Annotated in this window: 23 protein-coding genes; 15 read left to right on the forward strand and 8 right to left on the reverse strand. The window is 36.5% G+C overall.

The window, feature by feature from the left end:
• Window positions 1–26: 26 nt before the first annotated feature.
• Window positions 27–2,384: a TonB-dependent receptor gene (locus BLQ19_RS09400; RefSeq protein WP_074538171.1), complete on the reverse strand. Its 2,358-nt coding sequence runs from the start codon at window positions 2,382–2,384 to the stop codon at window positions 27–29.
• Between the two features lie 133 nt (window positions 2,385–2,517).
• On the opposite strand from BLQ19_RS09400, the gene BLQ19_RS09405 reads away from it, so the two are divergent.
• Window positions 2,518–3,753 (forward strand): hypothetical protein, encoded by a 1,236-nt coding sequence (locus tag BLQ19_RS09405; RefSeq protein ID WP_074538172.1) that lies wholly within the window; start codon window positions 2,518–2,520, stop codon window positions 3,751–3,753.
• Between the two features lie 194 nt (window positions 3,754–3,947).
• Window positions 3,948–5,087 (forward strand): esterase-like activity of phytase family protein, encoded by a 1,140-nt coding sequence (locus BLQ19_RS09410; RefSeq protein WP_024481049.1) that lies wholly within the window; start codon window positions 3,948–3,950, stop codon window positions 5,085–5,087.
• Between the two features lie 109 nt (window positions 5,088–5,196).
• Here BLQ19_RS09410 and BLQ19_RS09415 read toward each other — a convergent pair whose 3' ends face one another.
• Window positions 5,197–6,039 carry a helix-turn-helix domain-containing protein gene (locus tag BLQ19_RS09415; RefSeq protein ID WP_024481048.1) on the reverse strand — a complete coding sequence of 281 codons (843 nt, stop codon included), beginning with the start codon at window positions 6,037–6,039 and terminating at the stop codon, window positions 5,197–5,199.
• Window positions 6,040–6,266: 227 nt separating this feature from the next.
• Between BLQ19_RS09415 and hxlB the strand changes: the two genes are divergently transcribed.
• The 3 genes from hxlB to BLQ19_RS09430 all read left to right on the forward strand — a co-directional run bounded on the left by hxlB (window position 6,267) and on the right by BLQ19_RS09430 (window position 8,142).
• On the forward strand, window positions 6,267–6,851 hold the full coding sequence (hxlB, locus tag BLQ19_RS09420; RefSeq protein WP_029446696.1) for a 6-phospho-3-hexuloisomerase: 585 nt from the start codon (window positions 6,267–6,269) through the stop codon (window positions 6,849–6,851).
• Between the two features lie 47 nt (window positions 6,852–6,898).
• Window positions 6,899–7,528, forward strand: a complete 630-nt coding sequence (gene hxlA, locus BLQ19_RS09425) for a 3-hexulose-6-phosphate synthase (protein ID WP_074538173.1) — start codon at window positions 6,899–6,901, stop codon at window positions 7,526–7,528.
• Window positions 7,529–7,764: 236 nt separating this feature from the next.
• Window positions 7,765–8,142: a DoxX family protein gene (locus BLQ19_RS09430; RefSeq protein ID WP_025615362.1), complete on the forward strand. Its 378-nt coding sequence runs from the start codon at window positions 7,765–7,767 to the stop codon at window positions 8,140–8,142.
• Here the strand turns inward: BLQ19_RS09430 and BLQ19_RS09435 are convergent.
• The 3 genes from BLQ19_RS09435 to BLQ19_RS09445 all read right to left on the reverse strand — a co-directional run bounded on the left by BLQ19_RS09435 (window position 8,139) and on the right by BLQ19_RS09445 (window position 11,188).
• A complete protein-coding gene (locus BLQ19_RS09435; protein WP_367888694.1) occupies window positions 8,139–8,393 on the reverse strand; it encodes a DoxX family protein in 255 nt (84 codons plus the stop codon). The two genes, BLQ19_RS09430 and BLQ19_RS09435, sit on opposite strands and share 4 nt — an antisense overlap.
• Before the next feature lie 218 nt (window positions 8,394–8,611).
• The gene (locus BLQ19_RS09440) at window positions 8,612–9,472 is read right to left on the reverse strand and encodes a sigma-70 family RNA polymerase sigma factor (RefSeq protein ID WP_074538175.1); all 861 of its coding nucleotides are present in this window, start codon (window positions 9,470–9,472) and stop codon (window positions 8,612–8,614) included.
• 339 nt (window positions 9,473–9,811) lie between these two features.
• Window positions 9,812–11,188 carry a right-handed parallel beta-helix repeat-containing protein gene (locus tag BLQ19_RS09445; protein WP_074538176.1) on the reverse strand — a complete coding sequence of 459 codons (1,377 nt, stop codon included), beginning with the start codon at window positions 11,186–11,188 and terminating at the stop codon, window positions 9,812–9,814.
• 287 nt (window positions 11,189–11,475) lie between these two features.
• On the opposite strand from BLQ19_RS09445, the gene BLQ19_RS21255 reads away from it, so the two are divergent.
• The 6 genes from BLQ19_RS21255 (at window position 11,476) to BLQ19_RS09470 (ending at window position 15,726) form a co-directional block, all read left to right on the forward strand.
• Window positions 11,476–11,676, forward strand: coding sequence for a hypothetical protein (locus BLQ19_RS21255; protein ID WP_175444416.1), 201 nt, complete (start codon window positions 11,476–11,478; stop codon window positions 11,674–11,676).
• Window positions 11,677–11,711: 35 nt separating this feature from the next.
• Complete coding sequence (locus BLQ19_RS09450; protein ID WP_029446692.1) at window positions 11,712–12,143, forward strand: RrF2 family transcriptional regulator; 432 nt, start codon at window positions 11,712–11,714, stop codon at window positions 12,141–12,143.
• A 42-nt stretch (window positions 12,144–12,185) separates the two neighbouring features.
• The gene (locus BLQ19_RS09455; protein WP_074538177.1) at window positions 12,186–12,632 is read left to right on the forward strand and encodes a hypothetical protein; all 447 of its coding nucleotides are present in this window, start codon (window positions 12,186–12,188) and stop codon (window positions 12,630–12,632) included.
• 61 nt (window positions 12,633–12,693) lie between these two features.
• Window positions 12,694–13,032: a cupin domain-containing protein gene (locus BLQ19_RS09460; RefSeq protein ID WP_074538178.1), complete on the forward strand. Its 339-nt coding sequence runs from the start codon at window positions 12,694–12,696 to the stop codon at window positions 13,030–13,032.
• A 19-nt stretch (window positions 13,033–13,051) separates the two neighbouring features.
• Window positions 13,052–15,271, forward strand: coding sequence for a nitric-oxide reductase large subunit (locus tag BLQ19_RS09465; protein ID WP_074538179.1), 2,220 nt, complete (start codon window positions 13,052–13,054; stop codon window positions 15,269–15,271).
• A 56-nt stretch (window positions 15,272–15,327) separates the two neighbouring features.
• The gene (locus BLQ19_RS09470; RefSeq protein WP_025615353.1) at window positions 15,328–15,726 is read left to right on the forward strand and encodes a group III truncated hemoglobin; all 399 of its coding nucleotides are present in this window, start codon (window positions 15,328–15,330) and stop codon (window positions 15,724–15,726) included.
• Between the two features lie 103 nt (window positions 15,727–15,829).
• Here BLQ19_RS09470 and BLQ19_RS09475 read toward each other — a convergent pair whose 3' ends face one another.
• Window positions 15,830–17,137: a hypothetical protein gene (locus tag BLQ19_RS09475; RefSeq protein WP_083332224.1), complete on the reverse strand. Its 1,308-nt coding sequence runs from the start codon at window positions 17,135–17,137 to the stop codon at window positions 15,830–15,832.
• Between the two features lie 420 nt (window positions 17,138–17,557).
• Here BLQ19_RS09475 and BLQ19_RS09480 point away from each other — a divergent pair, with 420 nt between their 5' ends.
• The 4 genes from BLQ19_RS09480 (at window position 17,558) to BLQ19_RS09495 (ending at window position 25,322) form a co-directional block, all read left to right on the forward strand.
• Window positions 17,558–18,373, forward strand: a complete 816-nt coding sequence (locus tag BLQ19_RS09480) for a transglutaminase domain-containing protein (protein WP_074538180.1) — start codon at window positions 17,558–17,560, stop codon at window positions 18,371–18,373.
• Window positions 18,374–18,541: 168 nt separating this feature from the next.
• A complete protein-coding gene (locus BLQ19_RS09485; RefSeq protein WP_074538181.1) occupies window positions 18,542–21,895 on the forward strand; it encodes a transglutaminase family protein in 3,354 nt (1,117 codons plus the stop codon).
• Between the two features lie 2 nt (window positions 21,896–21,897).
• Complete coding sequence (locus BLQ19_RS09490) at window positions 21,898–24,450, forward strand: circularly permuted type 2 ATP-grasp protein (protein WP_083332225.1); 2,553 nt, start codon at window positions 21,898–21,900, stop codon at window positions 24,448–24,450.
• Complete coding sequence (locus BLQ19_RS09495) at window positions 24,447–25,322, forward strand: transglutaminase family protein (protein ID WP_074538182.1); 876 nt, start codon at window positions 24,447–24,449, stop codon at window positions 25,320–25,322. Before BLQ19_RS09490 ends, BLQ19_RS09495 begins: the two co-directional genes overlap by 4 nt.
• 114 nt (window positions 25,323–25,436) lie before the next feature.
• Here BLQ19_RS09495 and BLQ19_RS09500 read toward each other — a convergent pair whose 3' ends face one another.
• Window positions 25,437–26,180: an acyl-CoA desaturase gene (locus tag BLQ19_RS09500; protein ID WP_074538183.1), complete on the reverse strand. Its 744-nt coding sequence runs from the start codon at window positions 26,178–26,180 to the stop codon at window positions 25,437–25,439.
• Between the two features lie 68 nt (window positions 26,181–26,248).
• On the reverse strand, window positions 26,249–26,818 hold the full coding sequence (locus tag BLQ19_RS09505) for a Crp/Fnr family transcriptional regulator (protein WP_025615347.1): 570 nt from the start codon (window positions 26,816–26,818) through the stop codon (window positions 26,249–26,251).
• Between the last annotated feature and the right edge of the window lie 57 nt (window positions 26,819–26,875).

A 26,875-nucleotide genomic window follows, 5' to 3' on the forward strand; every position in this document is an offset into this window, starting at 1 on the left:
GGGGATCTTCTTTTTGTTTAAAAATATTAGAAATTGATTGAAATTGAAGCACCGTATGTTGCTGGTCTGCCTCTCCAACCAAAGTCATCAAAACCACCAAATAATGATCCTGGAACATACTCTGTATAGTATTGTTTATCTAATATGTTATTTCCCCAGATGGTAAATTTCAGGTTGTCAAAAGAAATAGAAGCACGTGCATCTAGTAATTGGTAGGCATTTGTTGTAAATGCATCTGAGTTATTTTCATCCCAATAGGTTTTTCCTGTGCTATTTAGGTTAATAGTACCGTCAAAATTTAATTTTTCGGTCAAGGCAAAACTAGATTCTAAACCTATATTGAAGTTATTTTGAGGAACAAAAGGAGTCTTTTTACCATTAAAGGCATTAAGATCTGTTGCGGTACCATCAACACCACCGGTAGTACCACCTTCTGTAATCTCAGAATCAACAAAACCATAATTAGCTAATAAATCTAAGAACTTAGACAATCTAATTTTTGCATCAAATTCAAAACCAATAATTCTGCTCTTATCATAATTATAGTTTCCAGGATAAAAGGTGTCTAGATCAAATATATACTGCTGTTGGTTAGAGAAATCTGTGTAAAAAGCAGATCCATTTAAAATAAATCGGTTGTTCCACATGGAAGATTTGAAACCTAGTTCAAAATTATCCGTCAATTCATCTTCATAATCTCTGTTAAAACGATCGGTCACTGCAGGGTTAAATCCACCTGTTCGGTATCCTCTTCCGTAATTGGTATAGACCAAAACATTCTCGGTAGCTTGGTACGATATAGAAGCTTTAGGTTGTATGATATTATTAGAACGCTCAAAAGTATCACCAGATAAATGATCTTCTTGTTCGAAAGTATCATTATCGTATCGGAAGCCTGCCGAAGCCGTAAGCTTGTCCGTTAATTTATAATCTATGAAACCAAATAGGGCATAGGTCTTTGTAGTGTTGATAACATCTGCGGCTATTCCGTAAAATAACTGATTTAAGTCAAAATCTCTATTTAATCCGTCTTGAAAAAATGGCTTTTCAATATCTTGATAAAAGCCACCAGCACTCCAATTAATTTTTCCTTCAGAAGCGATGTTATTAAAGCGTAGTTCTTGATTAAATGTTTTGGTTTCAGCGGTCTCTCCTTGTGTGAAATCATCAAAAGGAATAAAGTCTAAATCACCACTCAAAGAACGATCAACATAGTTGTAGGAAGTAATACTTTGCATTTTAACTTTGCCCGGAGTATATTCTAAAGAAAGGCTTCCAAAGGCATTGTTGATATCTGATTTTCCAGGTTCATCATGGTTTATAACATTATTGCCGTCTTCTGGGTTTGGAGAAAGTGCTCCTCCAGGAGCGCCATCTACAAAGATATTTCCTGTAGGATTTACGGAATAGTATGCGGCACCGCCACTTACATCAATAAATTGTAGTGTAGCACTGGCTTTAAAATTGTCTGCAATTCTAGCGATAATCTGACCACGAACATTGAATTCTCTAGAGAAATCTACTTTTTCATTGTTATATTCATTGGTTAACAAACCGTCAAAATTTTTAAATTGTGTAGATAAGCGGTAAAATACTTTATCTTTTTTGATAGCCCCGGAAGAAACAAATTGGGTTAATAAAGCATTTGCGTTTCCATAGCCTAAGGTCAAATTGTTTTTGTTCGTATTTACAGGTTCTTTAGAGTAAATGTTAATAGCTCCTCCAATGGCATTTTTACCATAGAGTGCCCCTTGAGGACCTTTCACTACTTCTATCAAAGCCAAATCAAACAATTCTTGATTTAATAAACTTGGATCTGGAATGGTGACACCATCTATAACAAAAGCCACAGGCGCATCTGCATTTCGTATTTGAGGAATACCTCTTATGGTTAAAAAATTTATCCCTGCAGCTTGTGAACTGTTTAATTTTAGGTTCGGTACTAATTTTGCGAAATTGGTAACATTATTTATGCCATTTTTCTCAATGCCCTCACTGTTTAGAGCAGTTACAGATTCTGGGATAGACTGTATTGATTCTGTACGTTTCCGAGCCCTACCAACAACGCCTGTAAACCCTTGGACAACAACCTCATCCAATGCTTTTGCATCTTCTTCCATGGCAATACTAAGAACCGTTTTGTCTGTAGTATTTACTTCTTGATTTCTAAAACCGATATAAGAGAAGTTTAATACAGCTCCCGAAGCTACAGAAATTTGAAAATTTCCATTAAAGTCGGTAGTCACCCCATTGGTGGTTCCTTTTTCTAAAATATTAACGCCTGGCAAGACATCACTGCCGTCTGTTACAACGCCACTTATCGTTGTACGTTGCCCCAAGCTTAATAGGGGTAGTAATAATAGGGTAAATAGTACATTTCTCATAGTCCTCAGTTTTTAGAAATAATTTCGCTTTGGTTAGTTTTATGTGTTATAAATTTAATCTTCATCTATTAATTATGATTATTTATACTTATTAAAATATTATTTAATAATTTTAGAATGAAAATCGGAATTTATGAAAAAACAGGAAGTAGACTCTTTGCCACTGACTGCAGCATACTTTAAACTATTATTAGAAGATCTGTATGCAAAATTTAAAGAGAATCATAAACTAAATGAACTTCCTAAGTCCATGCAATTTTTTGGTTACGGGAATTATAATGCGGAGAAGCCTAACCTTAAGAGTGATCTGGAGCAAATAGGGAGCGATTTTATTAATGGTAAATATTTATATGATAAGGTAAGAGATTATCATAAAGGAAAACCAGTCATAAAACTCAATAGGTATTATAAGGCTATTGTTTTATTATATCTTGGATATGAATCTATTGATCAATTTTTAAATAAGAATACTTTAGGCGATGTAACTGAAAAGAAGCAACTAGATCTCTTGTATGATGCTACTGCGAACCAAACCTACTACTATGTAAATTATTATTTTGGAGAAGAAAATTTAATTCTAAAAGGGGAGACGGTGATTTCCAATAATTGGAAAAAGGTGAAGCACACCTATGTATATCCTAAGGAAGATGGGAGTATTGAAACTCATTATAATTTTGGCAATATTATTCGTCGTGAAGACACTTTACATATTAATTCTAAGACCTTGTTAGATGGTAAGTTGGTAGAAGGAGCTAGTGAAATTTATTATGTAGGTCATAATGATCTTGCTTCCTTAAAATTTTTAATTGGTACCTACTGCACTTTCGATAATTATACCAATACCGTTGCTGGCGAGGCAATTTGGGAAAAGTGTGCTTCTAAGGAGGATATGGAAGAACGGGTAAAAGACCCTAGGATTCCGCCTTATATTGCTATGGAGGTAAGGAATAAGCGCATCGTTAACAAGAGTATTGTACCCACTCAATTTTTAGAAATTTCTAATCATAGTCCCTATGCTTCTATCTATGAAAGTCTCACAGGTACGTATGAATTTAATTTTATGATAGATGGCGTAGGCGTAGAGCAGTTAAAATTTAAGATCGCGCCTAATAATTATAAGATGATTCCACTTACAGAGAATGTGTATTTTGAAAATGACAGTTTAAAACTTTTGAATAAAGGTTCAGTAGTGCATTTTAGTTTTGATTTTACAGGGATTATCGCTTTTGATCAAGTGCAAATATATTTTAAAACCTATTTTTTAAAACCGAATAGTGAAATACAAAATGGAACATTTAGTGGTATTGACAATGAAAATAGATTAGTAAATGGGGAAGTAAGAATTCAATTTAAAGCGAATGTTTATTAAAAGTGTGGATCAATAAATTCTTTCAAAGCTGATTGACAGTTGCCATCGTAACATCTTCAAAGTACACCACCCGTTTGACATAAGTTGCCGCTACTTTCCCTATTAATACCTACTTTAGTAACCCATACTTAATAATTAGGTAAACTTAGTGCTAGATAAACGTAAGATATTTGCTGCGCTAAAATACGTATGAAATGAAAACACCAATGATTAAACTAGTAGCACTCGCAGTACTCTTTACGATAGGTTCTTGTGATTCTGATGAGAAAACAGAAACACCGGGACCGGAAGAACAAGAAAGTATAACTATTTCTGAAGTACAGTTTGTCAATGAATTTATACTTCCGGCAGCAACCGTTTTTGAGAATACTACAGTGGGCGGACTATCAGGAATAGATTATGCTAACAATACGTGGTATCTGATTAGTGATGCTCCTAATGCGCCACATTTTTATACGGCCGCTATTGCTTTAAACCAAGATGGGATCTCTGCGGTAACCATTACGTCTGTAAACAATTTTAAAGATGCGACAGGTACCCCTTTAGAAACGGGAATTACAGATCCTGAAGCCATCCGCTTTGCAGATGGAAACGTACTATGGACGAGTGAAGGGAATATGAACAACCTTATTGATCCTTCGGTACGTATTGCAGCCTTAGATGGTACAATACGTCATGAAATTACCTTACCAGAACGCTACAAAGCAACGGAATCATCAGCATTTGGACCACGCCATAATGGTGTTTTTGAAGGTCTGAGCCTTAGTTATGATGGCAACGGGTATTGGGTTTCAATGGAACTTCCTTTGAAACAAGACGGGGAAGAACCTACCTTGAAAGATACGGAGGCGCCAGTGCGTATAGCTTATATTGACAAGGCTACCAATACTTTTGGAAAAGAGATTGCCTATGAGTTAGATGCTGTTGCGCGCCCTGCTTTGCTAGGCACTACTTTTGAACTCAATGGAGTGGTGGAAATCTTATCCTATGACGAAAATAAGTTTTTAGTAGTAGAACGTTCTTTTTCTACAGGCTATGCAGATGGTGGAAATACTGTTAAAATTTATAAAGTTGATGCTACAAATGCAACGGATGTGAGTACGCTAGAAACGTTAAAAGGAGCTACCTATACCAAAGCAACGAAAACGCTTTTGTTTGATTTTGAAACCGTGCGTGACCAACTAACCGAAAATATGGTAGATAATATAGAGGGCATAACTTTTGGCCCTACTTTAGAAAATGGGAATCGTTCTTTAGTTCTGGTGGCGGATAATAATTTTAGTGCCTTTATTCCTCAACTAAATCAGTTTATCTTATTGGAAATTCTCAACTAAACTCCTTTCCGGGCACCTTTAAAAAATCTCCTCTTTAAGCATGCGCTTAAAGAGGAGATTTTTGCTTTAATCCCAGCATCACCCGGCTAACCATGTATAAAATGTAAACTTAGCTATACAAGGTATTGTCATGCGCTATCACATGCTCTTTTACCTTAAGTTGAAATTCTTGTGGTGTTTGTCCTGCATGTTGTTTAAAAAAGCGACTGAAGTACGAATGATCTTTGAAGTCTAAATTATAGGCTATTTCTTTAATTGTATTTTCACTGTGTATGATTTGACGTTTTGCTTCCAAGATTAACCGATCATGAATTAATTGCACGCCTGTTTTGTCTAATTTTTCTTTTAAAATCTGATTGAGGCGTTTAGCACTAATGCCTAATTGTGCTGCATAAAATTTAGCAGTGCGTTCCTCTTTATAATTATTCTCTAACAACAACATAAATTCATAAACACGCTTTTCATTAATGTCTTGTAAGGTAAAATGCTGCTCTTTTAAATGTATCAGCTTTAATAAGAATACTTTTAATAAGGCTTTGATCATGACCAAGTTCACCGTTGGTTTGTTATAATCTTCTTCTAAAAGCTGTAATACAGCAACCAAACCTTTAGAAGTTTCTTCATTGACTTGTAAACATGAAAACTCGCCTTGTATGTTAAACATTCTAAAAACATCCATCAGAAATTCCTTTAAATCGCCTTCCAATAATTCTTGTTTAAAAGAAATCAAAACGCCATTTTTTCCAGCCTTGTTTAATTGATGCACACGGTAAGGTGGAATCAAATAAATCCAATCGCCCTTTAAGGTTTGAAAATCATGTTGTGGCACATGGAGCGCATCTTCGTTCCGTAACCATACAATCTCAAAGAAATCTCTGCGGGCAGGATCATTTAAATAGGCAGGAGGACAGTTTCCTAAATCTCGAATATATAATACTTTATCACTAAGCATAGTATGTGTGTTTGCGGCATTTTATAGTATTTTACTATCTGCCTATTATCGCCCTAAAAAAATAGGGTTTCCAAAATGTACCACAAAAATAGCGAATATCACCATTGTTTTTTATCATTAGGGCAAATAGTACCAGACAACTATCAAATAGTATAACTATTTAGCTTAAAAGCGGCAATAACTTTGTACTCGAAAGTACAGAGCAATCAATTAAAGTATTAAGCGCAATGAAAAGCATACTCCATAATAAAGAGACCCAATTAGTAGAAAGTGCTATGAACACCATTATTGATGAGCATATAAAACTGATACATCTGATAAAGTATGAAGAAATAGCAGGGCTAATTCCTACGATTACCGATGCCAAACATATTTTTATTATGGGCGCTGGTAGAACGGGACTAATGATGAAAGCTGCTGCGATGCGATTAATGCATTTAGGGTATGAGGTTCATGTGGTCGGGGAGACTACTGCACCGGCAATTATGGAAGGTGATGTCTTCATCGCAGGCTCTGGTTCTGGAACTACGAGTGGGATAGTTAGCGCGGCAGAAACGGCAAAGAAAGTAGGGGCAGAAGTACTTTGTTTTACAACCAATCCCGCATCTGCATTGGCACAGCTAGCAAAGCATACGGTAACCATTCCCGCAGCACAGAAGCAAGAGAGAGATACGGCAGTATCCAAACAATATGCGGGTAGCCTCTTTGAGCAATCTTTATTATTAGTTTTTGATGCGCTGATACAAACGCTCTGGGAATTAGACGGCAGTACTGCTTCCGAATTATGGAAGCGTCATGCTAATATGGAATAATACGAAGCATACACATAGAATTTAAGAATAGTTAAAAAAAGAAGAAAATGGCAAAATTACAAGTAGCAATAGATTTATTAGATATAGACGAAGCAATAGCTTTAGCAACTAAAGTAGCTCCGTACATAGATATCATAGAATTAGGAACTCCGCTTATTAAGAGCGAGGGACTAGCGGGAATTAGAAAGATGAAAGATGCTTTTCCTGATAAAATGGTGTTAGCAGATTTTAAAACGGCCGATGCCGGAGAATTAGAAGCAAATATGGCTTTTGGTGCAGGAGCGGACTACATTACTGTTTTAGGGGCTACAGGAGATTCTACCATTGCGGGAGCAGTAAAAGCAGCTAAGGAACATGGTAAAGGAGTTGTAGTAGATACTATCGGGGTAAAAGACAGAGTAAAACGTGCAAAAGAAGCTATCGCTTTAGGAGCAGAGTTTGTAGAATTACATGCAGGTTTAGATGAGCAGGCAGAAGATGGATACTCTATACAAGTACTGATAGACGAAGCAGCAAGAGCAGGAGTAGCTGTTTCTATAGCGGGTGGTGTTAATTTAAAAAGCATTACTGCAGTTAAAAACTCTGGAGTTATAGTTGCTGTTGCGGGTGCCGCAATTTATGGTGCGGAAGATCCAGCAAAAGCAGCTCAAGAGTTACAGGCGTTAGCAATGGCTTAATCGTTTTGTAAATTGAATAAGCAGTTTTTATAAGTACAAATCCCCATTACGGCATTATGGGGATTTGTTATTTGGTATAGGTTGCTAATGGTTGCTAAGGGTACAAATAGGGTAGTAGGTAGCGGGTACAAAAAAGGTTCAAGAGTATTTGTAGTATTTTAATTACGGATTGCGATGACATTGGTCCGCATTTATCAATAATTTTGGATATCTTAGGTATTAAAAACCAAATTGTTATGACCGTATTAGATTATGTAATTATTGCCTTAAAACTTATTGTTTCTTTAAGCATCTTAAATGTGTGGTTGCTGCAACCTCAAAAAGCTACAAAATGGCGTGGCGGCGCTGCTACGACAATCAAAGAAGAGTTTAAAGCGTATGGCTTATCAGAAACAGTCTGTTACGTGATTGGCTTTTTAAAAATAACTTTGGCGCTGATTCTTTTAGCCTCTATAAAATTTGAAAGCTTAAGTTTAATTGGGAGTCTAGGATTAGCCCTTTTATTATTGGGGTCTATCGTGATGCACTTTAAAATAAAAGATCCACTATATAAATCATTTCCAGCCTTCTTATTTGTGGTGATGAATTTAGGTATTGCCTATTTCTTTCTTTAAAAATACAGTGTATACGTCTTAAATGCGATAATACTATTAAGCACGGCAAAGAAGAAAGACGGAGAAGATTGTAAAAAATTATCTTTGATTTTTAAACGAACGATAAATCCTGCTAACATTAAAAGACTTAACCCTATAGCCGCTATAAAAAGCACTATGGGTTGAAGGTATAATCCTAAAACTAGACCTATAGCACCAAGTAATTGCAGGTATCCTGTGGTGCGTCTAAAGCGGACTAAATTATACCGCACAAACTCTTTGATTATAAAATCGGAGTAGAAGCAACTGAATCCGAAATATAGAAAAGCCAGACTAGAAAACCAGATTAAGAGAGGCAATAGATTCACAACGTTTTTAGCTAAAGTTAATGATATTTAAAAGATATAAGCTTAGTAGTTTACTTGAAATTTATAAAACAAAAAAACCGACCTGTAAAGGTCGGTTTTTTTGTTATGTACATATGTGTTTTCTATAAGTACGCCTTTAGCACTTCCTTTTGCGATTTTCTGCGCAATAGTCTAATTGCTTTTTCTCTAATTTGTCTTACACGTTCTCTTGTAATTTCAAATACTTCACCAATTTCGGTTAAACTCATTGGTGCTTTTACACCAATACCATAATACAAACGTATAATTTCACTTTCTCTACTCGGCAGAGTGTTTAATAAATCTCCGATATCAGAAGTAAGTGATTCCTCCATCAATTGTGAATCAGGACTATTGGCTTCTTTAGACTGTACTACATTATATAAGTTAGAATCTTCACCTTCTTTGAAAGGAGCATCCATAGAAAGGTGCTTTCCAGAGTTTTTCATCGCCACTTTTACTTGTGCCGTACTCATGTCTAATTCTCTTGCAATTTCAATAGCACTTGGTGGTCTTTGGTAGCTTTGCTCTAAATAAGAAAAGACTTTATTTATTTTACTAATCTCCCCAATCTTATTCAAGGGTAAACGTACCATTCTAGATTGTTCTGATATCGCTTGTAAAATTGCTTGTCTGATCCACCAAACAGCATACGAGATAAATTTAAATCCTCTAGTTTCATCAAAACGCTTGGCTGCTTTAACCAGACCAACATTTCCTTCATTAATTAAATCTGAGAGACGCAATCCGCTTCCTTGATATTGTTTCGCTACCGAAACTACAAAACGCAAGTTGGCGTTTACTAAAGTGTTTAATGCAACTTGATCTCCTTCACGAATTCTTTTTGTCATTTCTACTTCCTCATCAACAGTAATCATATCTAATTTTGATATTTCTTGAAAATACTTTTCTAATGATTTCGTATCTCTGTTTGTAATTTGTTTAGTGATCTTTAGTTGCCTCATATATATGTTTTAGTTACTATTTCTTTTCCTTATTATACACTTTTTTCTACGTTATTCCTAATAAAATGACATATATTATCAAAAAAAGCCTAAAAAAGAGCCTATTTCGTCCAAAAACGGTGTTTTTTCGTCATTTTAGAAGAAATTATAGCTTTGAAAAGCTTAAATAAGCGTTCTTAAGTAGGTATTTATACTTAAAAAACAGACGAAATAGTAGAGGTAGCTCACTCTAGGATAAGCAGAAAACAGAAGCGAAATAGGTATAGAACTAGACCTATTAAAAAATGCCTTTCTAAAGCGGACTTCAAAAAGGCATTTTTTAGGGTGGAACATTAACGTTTACCAACCGTCTAGCACACATTGCATGGTATAGGGTTCATTTTCTGATAAAGGCAAATCTTGTAATTCATCTTCTAAGTAATTGCCACTAGCCATACCGGTTGCATTTTTAAATCGGTAAGACCAGCAATATCTTAGGTTGGTATGTTCTTGAGAATAGGTAACTAGATTATCTTCTAAGATTAAGTTGTCAAAATCAGAAAACGCAACAAAATATCCTAAGAATTTATTTCTGCGAACATCAGCATCGGCACTTTTATACATATACATACCGCAATTGTTCATGACATTATCATGTACATAAGTAGCGCGGCTATGGCCTTTGTCGCCACCGCCAGAGTATTGTATATAACCTAATCTGCCATTTACAGAACCACTAAGCATGGTAATGGTATTTCTTGCAATGATGTTGTGGGTTTTATGCCAAGACACAAGCGGGCCGTCTATATAGGTACTGCCTTCTCCTTGCTCTAAAATATTGTCTAGAATGTATACATTTTTACCACTGGTATTTACAATATCGCCACCAGCATTATGGTGAAAATAATTATTTTGGATCAGAATATCCTCATCTACACGACCAGCACCTTCTATATCTATTCCAAACTGCGGACTCGTACCATTCATATGGTGTATTTCATTATCAGTAATGGTTATGCGGGTGCCGCCCACTACAGAAATTCCCTGTCTGCGGTTGTTGTAAATGGTATTGTTGGTAAAAGTAACATCCGTAGCTTCTAAGACAAGTGAACCATCACCAGTGGTATTTCTAATAATCATATTGTCAATAAGGACAACGTTACTATCGTTCCAAACACAAATTCCATGGCCTTCATCATGTGCTACCTTATTATCACTCTCGCGAGGTGTAAATACATGGGTATCTCTATCGCCTTGGATAATACCATCTCTAACAATAATATTATCGCCATCTAAGCTAAGTACGCAATAGTTCCATTTGTCATTGGTATCTATTTCTAAGATTGCACCTTCACTAAATACAAACTCTGTATTCTCGTGTATTTCTATTCCGCCTTGGTAGATTTCATTTACGTCTTCGCCTACTAAAAATGTTCCGGCAGGCAAAATAACGGTCGTATATGCTTTTTCATGTGCATAGTCTATGGCTGCCTGTAAATTGGTGGTGGTGGTGGCAGCATCCGTACCATTGGTAGGAATGTTCCATTCCTCGGCATCTATGGTATAGGCTTCAGTAATACTCATTGCAGGGAGTACAGAGCTAAAATTAAGTTCTGGTAAGCCAGCGTCATCTAATTTTTCTGTAGTTACAGTTTCCAGTACGTTGAGCTCGTCTTGCTTACAGGAGTTTAAAGCCAATAGCGAAACAAGAAATAAGGTATAATGGGTCTTTTTCATATTATTTTTTTAGAAAAAATTTAAGATGTAAACGGACAGCTACCCCAACTTTTTGGACATAGCTCACCCATTAGATAGTAAACAGATTTTTTTATGAATTAGTATAGTATTATCACACTAGTGTCTTGTAGCGTAGTGGTAAATTCCTTTTTTTTTAATGTTACTCGCAATACGAAGGAGGAAAGCAAAGCGCCATACGACAATCTTTTTTCTTGACACTGTAGGAACCGCAGTGTTGTAATTTTTGTTTTTGGTAATTTTATTCTCAAGCAATTAAATTAAGTATTATGATAATAGTAGAAGCCATTAAGCCAGGACCAAAACCAAACAAACCAGATGGAACTCCAGATAGAAGAAGACGAGTTACTCCCTATAATAAACCAAATCACCGCATAGACATAAGCCGAATGATTAGTTTTGTAAGTGATATTTATGATGGATATGTAAAAATCGTAAAATTATATAAAGGATATTTTTATCCTCTATAGAATTTATATATCTTTGGCATCTAAATAGGGGAGTTATGTTTTCGAAATCTTGTGAGTATGGACTTAGGGCAGTACTTTTTATCGCACAACAGAGCGATAAGGGTGCCAAAGTGAGTATGACTACTATTTCGGAAGAAATAAACTCTCCGCAAGCATTTACTGCAAAAATATTACAGAAGCTTACGCGTACAGACATTGTAAAGGCGGTAAAAGGGCCACATGGTGGTTTTACCATAGAACCAGAAATGATGGATACCAAGCTTAGTGAAATTGTCACTATCCTTGATGGAGACAGCATTTATAAAGGCTGCGCTTTGGGATTAAAGCAGTGTGACGCCAATTCACCTTGTCCACTTCATTTTAAGTTCATCGAGATCCGTGATAACTTGCAAGAAATGTTAGAAACTACTTCGATTAAGTCGGTCGTGAATGATTTAAGTCTGGAAAGCATCATTCTTAAACGTTAAAAATTTAAATTAATAAAGGATAAAAAGGTCTTTAAATCGCTTATGAAAAAACAATCTACTAGTATCGCCATCACCTTTATATGGGTAGGGTTCATAGGAGCCATCAGTTTTATGGAAGCCTGGCTAAAATTTAGAGCACCAGGTATAGATACCGCATTGGGTTTAGGCATTGGACAATTGGTATTTAATGCACTCAATAAAGTAGAGATCACCAGTGCTGTTTTAATAGTGCTCCTAAGTATTGCATCCAAAGAAAAAAAACCTATACAAGTACAAGGATTATTCTATGTAGCAGTAGCCATTTTGGTCATGCAAAGTGTGTGGTTATTGCCCGCTTTAGATACGAGAGCCAATTTAATACGGGAAGGCGTAGTGCTAGGGAAAAGCAAGTTACATCTATGGTACGTGCTCGTAGAGATCGTAAAAATAACCTGTCTTATTTTATTTGGATTTAGGAGCTTTAAACATTTAAATACAAACAATCAATAGGAATTTGTAAGTACTTGTAATTAAGAATATTAAAATTAAAACAACAACAAATATATATACTATGAAAACAGCATCAATAACAGAGAATCTTAACTATTTGGAAGACCGACCAGCAGTGAGTGTTTTATTAAAAACAGACAGCACAAAAGAGGTTCGAATTCTTATGAAAAAAGGTCAACAGATGAAAGAACACAAAGCACCATTTCCTATTGTAGTATCGCTTTTTGAAGGCGCCATAGATTTTGGTGTAGCAGGAGAAAAAATGCAATTAAAAAAAGGCGATTTAATTGCTTTAGACGCAAGTGTTCCGCATGACTTGTTCTGTACAGAAGATGCTATCATTCGCTTAACAATTGCTACGGCAGATAGTGTAGATCGTGTAAAAAATGTAGCCAATTAATTCTTGAAAAGAAACAACCATGAAAAAAGTTTGGATTGCATTTTCTAGCGTAGTCATACTCTCATTTATTGCGCTTATATGGGTAGGAACAAAAGTATATCAAACACAACCACCTATTCCTGAAACCGTTATGATTAAAGAAACGGGAGAAACGGTATTTACAAAGGCCGATATACAAATAGGTCAGAATGTCTGGGAATCTATAGGCGGGATGGAAGTAGGTTCTATCTGGGGTCACGGAAGTTATGTGGCTCCTGATTGGTCTGCCGATTGGATTCATAAAGAAGCTGTGTTCATGTTGGACGCTTGGGCTCAAAAAGATTTTAATACATCTTATGGTGTCTTAGATGTTGAAAATAAAGCAGCCTTAAAAGCGCGGTTAATTAAAGATATTAAAACCAATAGCTACAACCCAAAGACCGGAGCTATAACTATTTCTGCCGCACGTTATGCTGCAATTAGGAGCAATACTGCTCACTATACCCGTATTTTCTCTGAAGGTTATGAGCAATATGCCATTCCGGAAGGGGCCTTAACAGATCAAGTAAAACTAGCGCAACTAAATGCTTTTTTGTTCTGGACCTCTTGGGCGGCGAGTACCAATAGACCCAATGAGGACTATACCTATACCTCTAATTGGCCGCATGAACCACTAATAGGAAATACCATTACTCCAGATTCTCAAATTTGGTCTGGTTTTTCAATTGTGTTATTACTCCTGTTTATTGGCGCCTTGAGTTATTATTACATTCGCAACCATGAGAAAGGAGAGGCGGTAATTCACCCTAAACAAGATCCTTTAGATACCTTAGTATTAACCAGATCACAGAGGGCGGTATTAAAATACTTTATTGTGATCTCGTTATTGATTGCCTTACAAGTGGTTCTTGGAGCGCTAACGGTGCATTATACCGTAGAAGGGCAAGCGTTTTTTGGATTTGATTTGTCCAGTTTCTTACCTTATTCCATTACCAGAACATGGCACACCCAATTGGCAGTATTTTGGATTGCCGCTACATGGCTGGCTACTGGTTTATTTTTAGCACCGATGATTAGTGGTAAAGAGATGAAATTTCAGGTTTTTGGAATTAATTTTCTATTTATCGCCTTACTTCTTATTGTTTTAGGATCTATGTTAGGGGAGTGGTTAGGCGTACATCAGTTTTTAGATTTAACCACCAATTTCTTTTTCGGCCATCAAGGCTATGAATACATGGATCTTGGAAGGTTTTGGCAAATATTCTTAGGGATTGGTTTGGTTTTATGGGTCGTAATGGTAGGCAGGCATGTAATCTTTGCAATTAAAAAGAATGATGATTCTAAACACCTGTTAATTATACTACTGATTTCTGTAATTGCTATAGGGATGTTCTTTTTCTCTGGATTGATGTATGGTGAAAATAGTAGTCTGCCCGTAATTAATTATTGGCGTTGGTGGCTGGTACCCCTTTGGGTAGAAGGCTTCTTTGAAGTATTTGCGACAGTGATTATTGCCTTTATCTTTTTGAGGATGAAAATACTATCTGCTAAAACTGCAGGAAAAGCATCTATTGCTTCGGCTACTATTTTTTTAGCAGGCGGAATTATTGGAACCTTACATCATTTGTATTATTCCGGCACACCCGTACAAGCCATTGCATTAGGAGCTACATTTAGTGCACTAGAAGTAGTGCCACTAACGCTCATGGGTTTCGAAATTCGTGAAAACTGGAACCTTTTAAAATCCAATGAATGGATGCAAAAATACAAATGGCCTGTATTCTTTTTTATTGCGGTAGCTTTCTGGAATATGGTAGGAGCAGGAGTATTCGGATTTTTAATTAATCCACCTATAGCGCTCTACTACATTCAGGGTTTAAATACTACAGCAGTACACGCACATACTGCTTTATTTGGGGTGTATGGTTTGCTGGGAATGGGTTTTATCATCATCTGTTTGCGTTTTTATTCAGACCGGGTATGGAATTCTGTAAAATTAAAGAGAGCTTTTTGGTTCCTAAATGTAGGTTTAGTGGCTATGGTAGTCTTAAGTTTATTACCTATTGGAATCATTCAAGCCTATACTTCTATTACTAAAGGATATTCTTTTGCTAGAGATGCAGAATTACTATATTCACCAACCGTACAAACCTTAAAATGGATGCGTATGATTGGCGATATTATATTCTCTGTAGGGATATTTTATTTCTGCTGGTTTACTATTCAAGAAACAGTGTATTGTATTAAAAAGAAAAACTAAAGACCAATGCCGTACAGGTCAATTTTTGGCCTGTGCTGCATTTTATAACGCATAAGATGAAAGACATAGAAAACAGAGCAGCGATTACCGTATTGGTACATACTTTTTATGCTGAAGTTAGAAAAAACGATTTGTTGGGGCCTATCTTCAATGAACATATTGCAACAGATCAATGGCCTGCGCATTTAGAAAAACTAACCGATTTTTGGGAAACCGCATTATTAGGAAATGTATGTTTTAAAGGCAACCCAAGCGAAGCGCATTTAAAAGTAGATGCGCATATGAAACATAGTATTACCCAAGAGCATTTTGATGCCTGGTTAAGCTTGTGGGCGGCAACCATAGATACCTTATATGTGGGTGCTGTAGCGGAACGTGCTAAAGAAGGTTCTAGAAGAATGGCTATTGGACAGTTTCAACATATTTCTAAAAACAGACCAACCTGCATGCGGTAATAGGGTGCTAAAATATGGTACGCTATTATTTAAAAGGGTGTAAGAACGTAAATTCAAAAAGATAGGTCTAGTCGCTACAGGAGCATGCTAGACCTTATTTTATTTACGGGGTAAAAGAAGGGAGTTCTACGACGTAAGATTCAACAGACTTGCCATCTTCAGAACCGCTCCAGTCAGAACCAAAAAGGACTCTAGTTCCTGTAGGGCTGATTACCGCATGCGGTTCTCCCCAATAATCAAATTGGTCTTCATCGGCTCTGTGGTGTCCAATTCTGTACACCTCAATATTTCCAGGTTCAACACGTGCAATCACTAATTCTTGATCTAATAATGCTTGTCCGTCTTCATCAAAACCAATCATTGAAGCAGCAATCCACCCCGGATTTTTATGAGCAACTGCAGAAATATGAGTTCCTGTTTTTGGATAAGCATACCCTTGAGCTTGAGAAATCACAGGAAGACACTCCCCCGTGTTTAAATCGAAAGCAATAATATTCCCTTGACAACCACCATTAGGTCCGCCGTCAAAACTTACGGAATAATCAGTATCCGTTTCATCGGTCATTTGCCCTAAACAAGAATGTTCTGGTTTGCTTTTATTAAGTCTAGCCACGAAATTACCATTGGCATCATAAGAAGACACGTTATGATAAAATAAGGTGCCACTAGGTGCAGGCATAACGGCTGCATAGTTTACATCATCAAGATTAAAGGGGGTTAGGTTCTGAGTAGAGAAACGATACGAATAGGTGGTGCTATTATCACATCTAAAGCTTATCACATCAGAATCCCAAGACATCATTTGCACATCACTGCCCATACTAATACTACCATCACAACCTGTGACGTCTTTTAAATTGACTAAAATCTCTTTCGTTAATGTTGAAATGCTGTATTTAATAAAATCATCCGTACTCGCATCTAAATAATACAGGACATCTGCATCATTGAAATCCCAGAATATTTGCTCTAAATCATCCGGGCGGAGGTCATCAAGATTCCGAATGAATTCATAAGTCATGCCATCTAGCAATTGATGTACCCCGTTTGTTTGGTCGTACAGAATCATTCTAGTTTCATCGGCATTCCAAGCTTGGATGGTACTGTACATAGGTTTAATAACCCCACCGTCTCCAGCATTTGATATTCTACGAATGGTTGTTCCGAAAGAAGGATCTACGATAGTTTTTAAATATTCGGGTCTGGCAATATCTTGCATAGGGTGTGGTTCAAGATCATTGGCAATCAATGTGGTAGCAACAGGGTTTTCTTCATTAGGCTCTTCTTCATCAGTAGGAGTTATTGATTCTTCGGTTTCACTAGGAACAACAACCTTGGCATCATCACTAGTACAACTATTTAAAGCGAAAACTAGGTATAGAATGCCTACGTAAGATTTTAAATTTTTCATAAGATTCATGTAATGGGGTTTAAGGATGTACGTAAATAGTGACCCTATAATTGTTTTTGTTTCCTTTTTTTGTTTAATCTATGCGGTGTAAAGTCTTAGCAGTGTTTAACTTATGCGTTATTACAACTGATGGCTACAGTGCAATTAGAAAGGAGAATGGGTGCTTTTCCGGATATCTTCGCGTTCCTATTTTTGTAAGATGCTTATAAATTGTCACCCTAAAATCAAAAGATTATCCGCAGGTTTTTTATCTAATTAGGAAATTAATAGGACTAAAAGTTACGATTCATAAATAATACGTAATCAACTAAAATAGAACTCTTTTACTACCTAAATAATACTTAAATTGGTTGGGCATTGGAAAATATCCTGTAGCTAAAAACAAACTTATTTTCACGTGTTTTATAAATCACTTTCCTTATGGTATTACGAGTTAGCTTTTATTTATTGTTCGATTTGGAGGTGCCTACGCCGTTTATATTAATGCTGCGCCCACGAAGTAATGCTACACAATGGGTAGAACGCGAAGAATACAAAATTTCGCCCATGATACCCGTGGTTGAACATACAGATATTGTGGGTAACCTTTGTCAGCGACTGATTGCTCCTTCGGGAAATTTCTCCATTAGTACCAAGGCAGAGGTACAAGTTCCAGATGTAGTTGCTGTAGATTTTGGGGCTCCATTTGTGGAAATTCAAAATTTACCAGATTCCATTTTGCGTTATTTGTTACCGAGTAGGTATTGCGAATCAGATCGTTTCAATGATTTGGCGGTGTCTATTACAGCAAATGAATTACCAGGATATAACCAAGTTGCTGCTATTGAATCTTGGTTACGGAATACAATCAGCTATATTCCAGGAAGCAGTAATTTTCCTATTTCAGCGGTAGATGTCAATTATAGGCAATCTGGAGTTTGTCGAGATTTAGCCCATTTGGGTATTGCCTTATGTAGAAGTATTAGTATCCCAGCCCGTATTGTTGTTGGATATTTGTATAATTTAAAACCGATGGACATGCATGCATGGTTTGAAGTGTACGTAGGTGGTTGTTGGTATACATTTGATGCTACACAAGAGGATAAAAAAGGAGGTTATGTTGCTTTAGGTTATGGCACGGATGCAGCAGATGTAGCGGTGTTTAATCAATTTGGTCCAGGGGTCGTACCCTTAAAGCACTTGGTAAATGTAGAAATAGTAGCCCAAGAGCATGAAAATTTTCATCCCGAATTTTAGTTTTCATAACAGGAAATAAATAACAGGTAATGATAGTATGTTTCAAAAAAAAACACTTTATTAATGCTTATGATGAAAAGCTAAATAAGCATTACTAATTTCAGTATTATAAAAAATTCTAAGGGTCAATTTTACGCTTAGTTAGTTCTCACGTTAATTTCTCAGTCGATGTCAATACAAGTAGCCATAAGGCATTACACAGAATACAAATACGATAAGCACATAAAATTATCGCCTCAGGTAATTAGGCTTCGTCCAGCACCACATTCTCGAACACCTATTAATGGATATAGCTTAAATATTCATCCTAAAAATCACTTTATCAACTGGCAGCAAGATCCTTTTGGGAACTATATGGCAAGAATTGTTTTTCCAGATAAAGTAGATCATTTTTCAGTAGATGTAGAGGTTATTGCAGATCTGGTGGTGATTAATCCTTTTGATTTTTTTATTGAAGAATATGCTTCAAAACCAGGTTTTACGTATGAGGATGGATTACTACAACAATTATCGCCTTATTTAGAGATAAAAGAAAAAGATAACCTGATGCTTATTCTGGTTAAGGAAGCAAAATCGCTTTTAACCGATGATATGAATATGGTTGATTGGTTGGTTGCTTTAAACCAATTAATATACAATCAATTATCCTATAACATCCGCTTGGAGGCAGGAGTACAATCCTGTGAAGAAACCCTGCAGTTAAAATCAGGTTCTTGTCGTGATTTTACTTGGGTATTGGTACAATTGCTGCGTCATTTAGGTTTAGCATCACGCTTTGCATCGGGGTATTTGGTACAATTAAAAGCAGATGTTAAATCGCTTACGGGACCTTCTGGAGCGGAACAAGATTTTACAGATTTACATGCTTGGGCAGAGGTATATGTTCCGGGAGCTGGTTGGATAGGTTTAGATGCAACCTCAGGCTTGTTTGCAGGGGAAGGACATATTCCTTTAGCTTGTACTCCAAATCCAGATAGTGCGGCCCCAATTTCAGGACTTGCAGAAGCTGCGAAGACAGAATTTCATTTTGAAAATATGGTGACCCGTATTGTAGAAAAACCCCGAGTAACTAAACCTTATTCGGACGAACAGTGGAATGAAATTGTAGCCCTAGGGGAGCAAGTTGATAAGGTATTGTTAGCTAAAGATGTGCGGCTAACCATGGGAGGAGAACCCACTTTTGTGGCAACAGACAATCAGGATGCACCAGAGTGGAATTCTGCAGCAGATGGTGCACAAAAGCGGAAATTATCGAATGAGCTTTTTCATAAACTAAAAGATGAGTTTGGTACGGGAGCCTTAATGTTGTATGGGCAAGGAAAATGGTATCCTGGAGAACCTTTACCTCGTTGGAAATTAGGGTGCTATTGGCGCAAAGATGGCTTGCCAATCTGGAACAATGATCAACTTTTAGCAGACCTATCTCACGATTATAAATTTACGGTAGATGATGCGGATACGTTTATGAACGCTTTAGCAGCATCCTTGCAATTAAATCAAGAATGTATACACCCGGCGTATGAAGATCCGTTTTATTTTGCTTGGGAAGAAAGTAATATACCTATAGATGTAGATCCTTTAAAACTCGATTTAGAAGCTCCATTAGAACGTCAGCGTTTATCAGAATTGTTGCAACACGGGATGAATAAACCTATCGGTTATGCTATACCAATTGCATGGAGTTTTGAAAATAGCACGTGGGAAACCTGTGCGTGGAAATTTCGTAGAAAAAATCTATTTCTAGTTCCAGGGAACTCTCCTTTAGGGCTAAGACTGCCTTTAAAATCTATTCAGGCATTTGATCACGAAGAAGTGAAAGTAAAGCCTGAGCCTAGTTTATTTGAAGCTGCGGAGACCTTACCCACTATAAAAGAAAATAAAGAAAGTAGCGAAGGGCGTCAGCAAATAGCAGATAGCGATTCTATTTTTATCACCAGTTTATCGGTAGAAATAAGATCAGGAAAACTCTTTATATTTTTACCACCGCTTACACATTTTGAACATTACCTTCAATTGGTTAATCATATTGAGGTGGTGGCAGAGAAGTTGCAGATGCCTATTCTTATAGAAGGGTATGATCCTCCTTCAGATAATCGCATTCAGAAATTTCAAATTACACCTGATCCAGGCGTTATTGAGGTGAATGTACACCCCGCAAGTAGTTGGAAAGAAATTCTCAATAATTATGATATTCTTTATAAAAAAGCTGCGGAAACTCAATTAACTACAGAAAAGTTTAATCTAGACGGGAAACATACCGGAACTGGTGGTGGGAACCATGTAACGCTAGGAGGGGTAACCCCAGCAGACAGTCCGTTACTTCGCAGACCAGATGTATTGCGTAGTTTTATTACGTACTGGCAGCATCACCCTTCATTATCGTATTTGTTCTCTACACAGTTTATTGGTCCTACAAGTCAGGCGCCACGAGTAGATGAAGGGCGTGATGAGATGTTGTACGAGTTAGAATTGGCTTTTCAACAAATACCAGAGGACCTAAAAGAAAACGAAGTACCGTTTTGGTTGGTAGATCGCATCTTTAGAAATTTGTTGGTAGATATTACGGGAAATACGCATAGAGCAGAATTTTGTATTGATAAATTGTATTCTCCAGATTCTTCAACAGGCCGTTTGGGGATTTTAGAATTTAGAGGATTTGATATGCCACCACATTATCAAATGTGTATGGTACAATTTTTATTGATACGCTCCTTAATGGCTTGGTTTTGGGAAAAACCTTATAGACATAAATTAGTGCGTTGGGGTACAGCACTCCACGATCGGTTTTTATTACCACATTATTGTTCTAATGATTTAGGTGATGTGATGAAGGACTTGCAAAATGCAGGATACAAAATGAATTTGGATTGGTTTGATCCATTTTTTGCCTTCCGTTTTCCATTTTTGGGAGAATTACAAGTAGATAATATCCATATAGAATTAACCATGGCAATTGAACCTTGGCATGTACTAGGAGAAGAAATGTCTAGTACGGGAACAGCACGTTTTGTAGATTCATCATTAGAAAGAATTCAGGTAAAAGTAAGCGGATTAACAGACTCTCGTTATATACTCATATGTAATGGATGTCGTATTCCATTAAAAAACACAGGAGTTCAGGGCGAATATGTAGCAGGAATACGCTACCGCGCATGGCAGCCACCCTCTGCATTACATCCTACGCTAGGGGCTGATACTCCTTTAGTGATTGATTTGTATGATACTTGGTCTAAAAAATCTGTGGCAGCTTGTAAATATCATGTGGCACATCCAGGAGGACGCAATTATGAAACCTTTCCTGTGAATAGCTATGAGGCAGAATCACGACGTATTTCTAGATTCTTTGATTTTGGACATACTGTTAACCTAGTAGAACCTACCGTAGCAACACAACAGTCTGCAGGACGCTATATTACACCAATACAAATTACTACGCAATATGATATTAGTGGTGACGTAGTAAATCCTGATTATCCGTATACTATGGATTTGAGACAATATAAAGCGAAAAAGAAAATTTAATAATGGACAACCAGCTTTATAAAGAAGATATGATCTCTTCTTTATTACATAGAAAAGTTAAAAGTAATTCTCCCTATTTTGACGAAATAACCTCGCCTGACGGATCAGTGCATCCACATTGGGAAAAGATTCTGGATACCTTTAATACGTTAGGGAAAGAAGAGATGGACGAGCGCCAGCTTCAACTAAAGCGGCAATTGAAAGAAAATGGGGTTACCTATAATATTTATGGTGATCCGGATGGGATGAACAGGCCTTGGATGCTTGATGCTGTGCCCATGATTTTTGGAGAGGAAGATTGGAATGTCATAGAATCAGGGCTGAAGCAGCGTACTATTTTATTAAACCATATTTTAAAAGATATTTATGGCAAACGAACACTTATTCGTTCTGGCCACATCCCTTTTGAGTTGATTTATAATCATAAAGGATTTTTGCGGCAGGTTGACAAACTCAAGATTCCAGGAGAGCAACAACTGATACAGTATTCTGCCGATTTAGCACGCGGACCGAACGGTAAAATGTGGGTTTTGCATGACCGTACAGATGCGCCTTCGGGAGCAGGATATACTTTTGAAAATAGGGTGGCCATGACCCGGGTTTTTCCTGAAATGATCCGAGAAAATCAGATTAGAAAAATCAACACCTACTACGAAACTTTAAAGAGAACCATAACCAATCTCGCATGGCAAAATAAGGAAGAGCCAAGAGTAGTTTTTCTTTCGCCAGGTTCAGAAAATGAAGCTTATTTTGAACATGCTTACCTTTCTTCATTAATGGGTTTTACCTTGGTAAGCGGTGCAGATCTTACAGTTAGTGATGGGTATGTTTGGCTAAAAACCATAAAGGGACTTAAAAAAGTAGATGTTATTGTACGTCGTGTTGATGACGTTTTCTGCGATCCTTTAGAGTTTAAAATGAACTCGCAATTAGGAGTTGTAGGTCTTATGGAGGCAGTACGGCAGCAAAAGGTAATGCTTATTAACCCTTTAGGTAGTAGAATTCTTGAAAATCCAGGCTTAATGGCGTTTTTACCTAAGCTATGTAGGCATATTTTAGGCGAAGAACTTATTCTACCTTCTGTCGCTACATGGTGGTGTGGACAAGCAGCTGCAAAACAATATGTATTTGATAATTTAGAAAAATTAATTATTAGAAAAATATATAGTGATGATACAAGTAGTGCCATGTACGGGTCATCATTAGATGAGCAACAGATAGCGACCCTGAAGAATGAGATTAATATGAGGCCTTATTTGTATGTAGGTCAGGAAAGGGTAAATTTTTCTACAACACCCTCATATATTGATGGGCAATTAGCCTCTAGGAATGCTGTTTTTAGGAGTTATGTTGTGGCAGATACAACGAACAATTCATACCAAGTGATGCCGGGTGGGTTAACCAGAAGTTCTGCGGACGAAGGTACGTTTATAGTTTCTAACCAAGCAGGAGGGATTAGTAAAGATACTTGGGTACCTGGGATGGATAAAGACACGAAATCAGATCTTGTACCAAATAAAATTCCGCAAACCGAAAATGTACTGCCTAGTAGTACGGCAGAAAAATTATTCTGGTTAGGGAGGTATGTAGAACGTTCCATTTTTCTAGTACGGTTGGCACGTGTTATTATAAAGAAATACTATGAAACCGAGGATAATTTAAATGTTGAAAAAGATGTAGTACTCTGCTCTTTATTAAAATCATTTTCTAATATCACCTTATTATTGCCAGGTTTTGAAGATAAAGAAACATTAGTAAATCCTGAAAAAGAACTCATTTCTGTAATCACTGATGTAACGAAGGCAGGTTCCTTGAATCATTCCTTACAAGCATTTCTACGTAACGCCTATGCGGTACGTGACCGTCTAGGCCTCGATAGTTGGCGCATACTAGATCATATTTCCGAGGAAAGTAACAAGCTTAAAGAAAGCACTAGAATCAATGATATTAGTTATATTTTAGATGGCTTGATTATACGGCTTATGGCATATCATGGCTTACGGGTAGATACGATGACAAGAGATGTTTCTTGGAATTTGCAGTGCATAGGAAGTGATCTAGAATCTTCTTATATGACTTGTACTTTTTTAAAAAACATCCTATCTAAGGAGTTGGACAGCGAAACAGAAAAATCGCTCTTAGAATGTGTATTAATTAATAACGAAAGTTTAATTACGTATCGTTATATGTATAGATCTACTATTGAATTTACCAATACATTAACATTGTTATTGTTAAATGAATTGAATCCGCGATCTGTAGTGTATCAAATTACACAACTTGAAAAGCGTGTGAATCGTATGCCAAAAACGTCTGGAGTACAGTTGAGTTTAATTCAAAAAAAGCTATTAGAAGCAACAACATTGGTTCGTTTAAGCGAACCTAATCTGTTAAAAAAAGGAAAGAAAAAGTCAGGGTCTAGAAAAGACTTGATCCTATTAATGGAAAAATTAGAACAATTGCTTGGAGATGCTTCGGGTTTATTTATAAGTCAATATTTTAACCATACGGAAACTACATTTGGTTTTGTAAGCACTAAAATTCCAGAAATATGATTTATCAAGTCAAACATAAAACAGTATACGAATACCAATCTATGGTTTCGTTATGTCATAATATCGTATTTCAGGTGAGTGGTAATAATGCCTTACAGGAAATCAATTCTACGAAATGTACTATTGATCCCGAGCCTAATTTTATAATGGAACGAGAAGATTTTTTTGAAAATAAGTACTTCTATTTTTCACTGCAAAAAGCCCACAAAAAGCTTGTCGTTGAAAGTACCAATGAAATTACAGTGCATCCGCCAACGTGGTTATCTATAAATCCTGCCGAAACACCTGCTTGGGAATCGGTAGTTAAGTTGTTGCAATCTATAGATACCTCTAATGACATCCGACAGTTTTATTTAGAATCGCCTCATGTCACCTTCTTAACAGCTATACGTGCGTATGCATTAGTGTCTTTTACTCCAAATAGGCCAATAATGGAAGCAATGCATGAATTAAACACACGAATTTATACTGATTTTACATTTACGCCCGGCTTCACGGAAATAAGTACTCCTTTAGAAGAAGTGTTCAAACATAAAAAGGGAGTATGCCAAGATTATGCGCATTTTGGTTTGGCTTGTGTTCGTTCTATTGGGTTGTCTGCTAGATATATAAGTGGATATATTGAAACCATTCCTCCACCTGGGAAACCCAAGTTAGCAGGAGCAGATGCTTCTCATGCTTGGATGTCTTTATATATACCTGACATAGGTTGGGTAGAGTTTGATGCTACTAATAATCTTTTAGTATCAGATCAACATATACGCGTAGCCAAAGGACGTGATTTTTCAGATGTTGTTCCTTTGAAAGGAATCGTGTATTCAGGAGGAGGTCAACATATGACGGTTACTGTAGATGTCACAAGAAAAAATTAGAAATTAGATATAACTAAAAAATCCATAAGATAGAGTTGCTAATATGTTGCACTTCTATATCATGGATTTTTTAGCTAATTATAAAAACGTCCTTTAATTAAGAACTATTTGAAATTAATTATCTTTTAAGGGGATAGGTTTTAATTGGATAACGCCAAAAGCATTTAAGAGTTTTATAATAACATAAGTGACATCTATCTCATACCATTTAACCCCAAAATTAGCTCTACTAGCATATTTATGGTGGTTGTTATGGTATCCTTCGCCCATCATTAAAAAGTCAAAACGGAATAAATTTTTACTTGTATTCTTCATTTGAAAATTTACATAGCCATAGATGTGACCAAACCAGTTAATAATAACGCCGTGAATAGGTGCCATTAAGAAGGTGATAGGAAGTAAAGCCCATTGCCAAGCTGCGGTAGTAAAGAAAACAAAGAAAAGTACATACAAACTAATCCATAATACTCTAGAAATACGGGAACTAGCGAATTTATCAAAAGCTTTCCATTGCGGTACGTTTTTGGTAAAACGTTGATCTACAGCAATACGTTCTTTATTTATGTCTTGATAAATTGTTTTTGTACGCCACATCATCGCAAATAAATTAGGATCGTGAGAAGGGGAGTGCGGATCTTTATCCGTATCGGTATACGCATGGTGCATGCGGTGCATTACTCCATAACCATAAGCGCTTAAGTAACTAGAGCCTTGAAAGATCCAAGTTAATATAAAGGTGATTCGTTCCATGGTTTTAGACATGGTAAATACTTGGTGTGCTGCATAACGGTGTAGAAAGAACGATTGAAAAAACAAACCTCCATACCAAAGCACTAAAACAAATAGGATTACTGCCATAACTTTTATTTGCAAAGATACTGGCTTGTTTTTGGCGAAACAATGAACCTAAGTCAATAAAACACGTACTATAAACGCTTTCTAATTCGGCTTAAAGCCTGGGGGGTAACACCAATATAAGAGCTAATATACTTTAGGGGAATTACTTTTAAAAGCTCTGGACGTTCCTTAAATAATTTCATATAACGTTCTTCAGCGTTGAGATTCAATAAGTTCTGCTCTCGTTTAGATTTTAAGAGAAAGAGGCGCTCTGCTGTAAGTCTCCCAATAAGATTTCCTATTTGCGTATTTTTATAAACCTCTTGCAAATCATCATACGTGATACTTAACAATGTAGTTTCTGTTAATGCTTGTAATTGGTAGGCAGAAGGTTGTTGCGTTAAAAAAGAATCATACGCACTTATGAACTGGTCTTCAAAACTAAAACCAAATGTAATTTCTTTATCAGGATTCTCTTTTGGAATATATAAACGCACCACTCCAGATTCAATAAAAGAAATATGATTTTCTATTTCATTGACTTTCAAAAATATAGTTTTCTTAGGAATAACACGCCCTTGTAATTTAGACGTAAAATAATCCCAATCTTCATGCGATATCTTCGCTATTTGATCTAAGTACGCTTTTATCTGTTGCAAAGTTGTTTCATCATCAGTATTATGCCTGTAAAGATAAGGATTCCTGTTAGGATTATT

The organism is Cellulophaga baltica, from assembly GCF_900102165.1.
In the GTDB taxonomy this organism is placed as follows: domain Bacteria; phylum Bacteroidota; class Bacteroidia; order Flavobacteriales; family Flavobacteriaceae; genus Cellulophaga; species Cellulophaga baltica.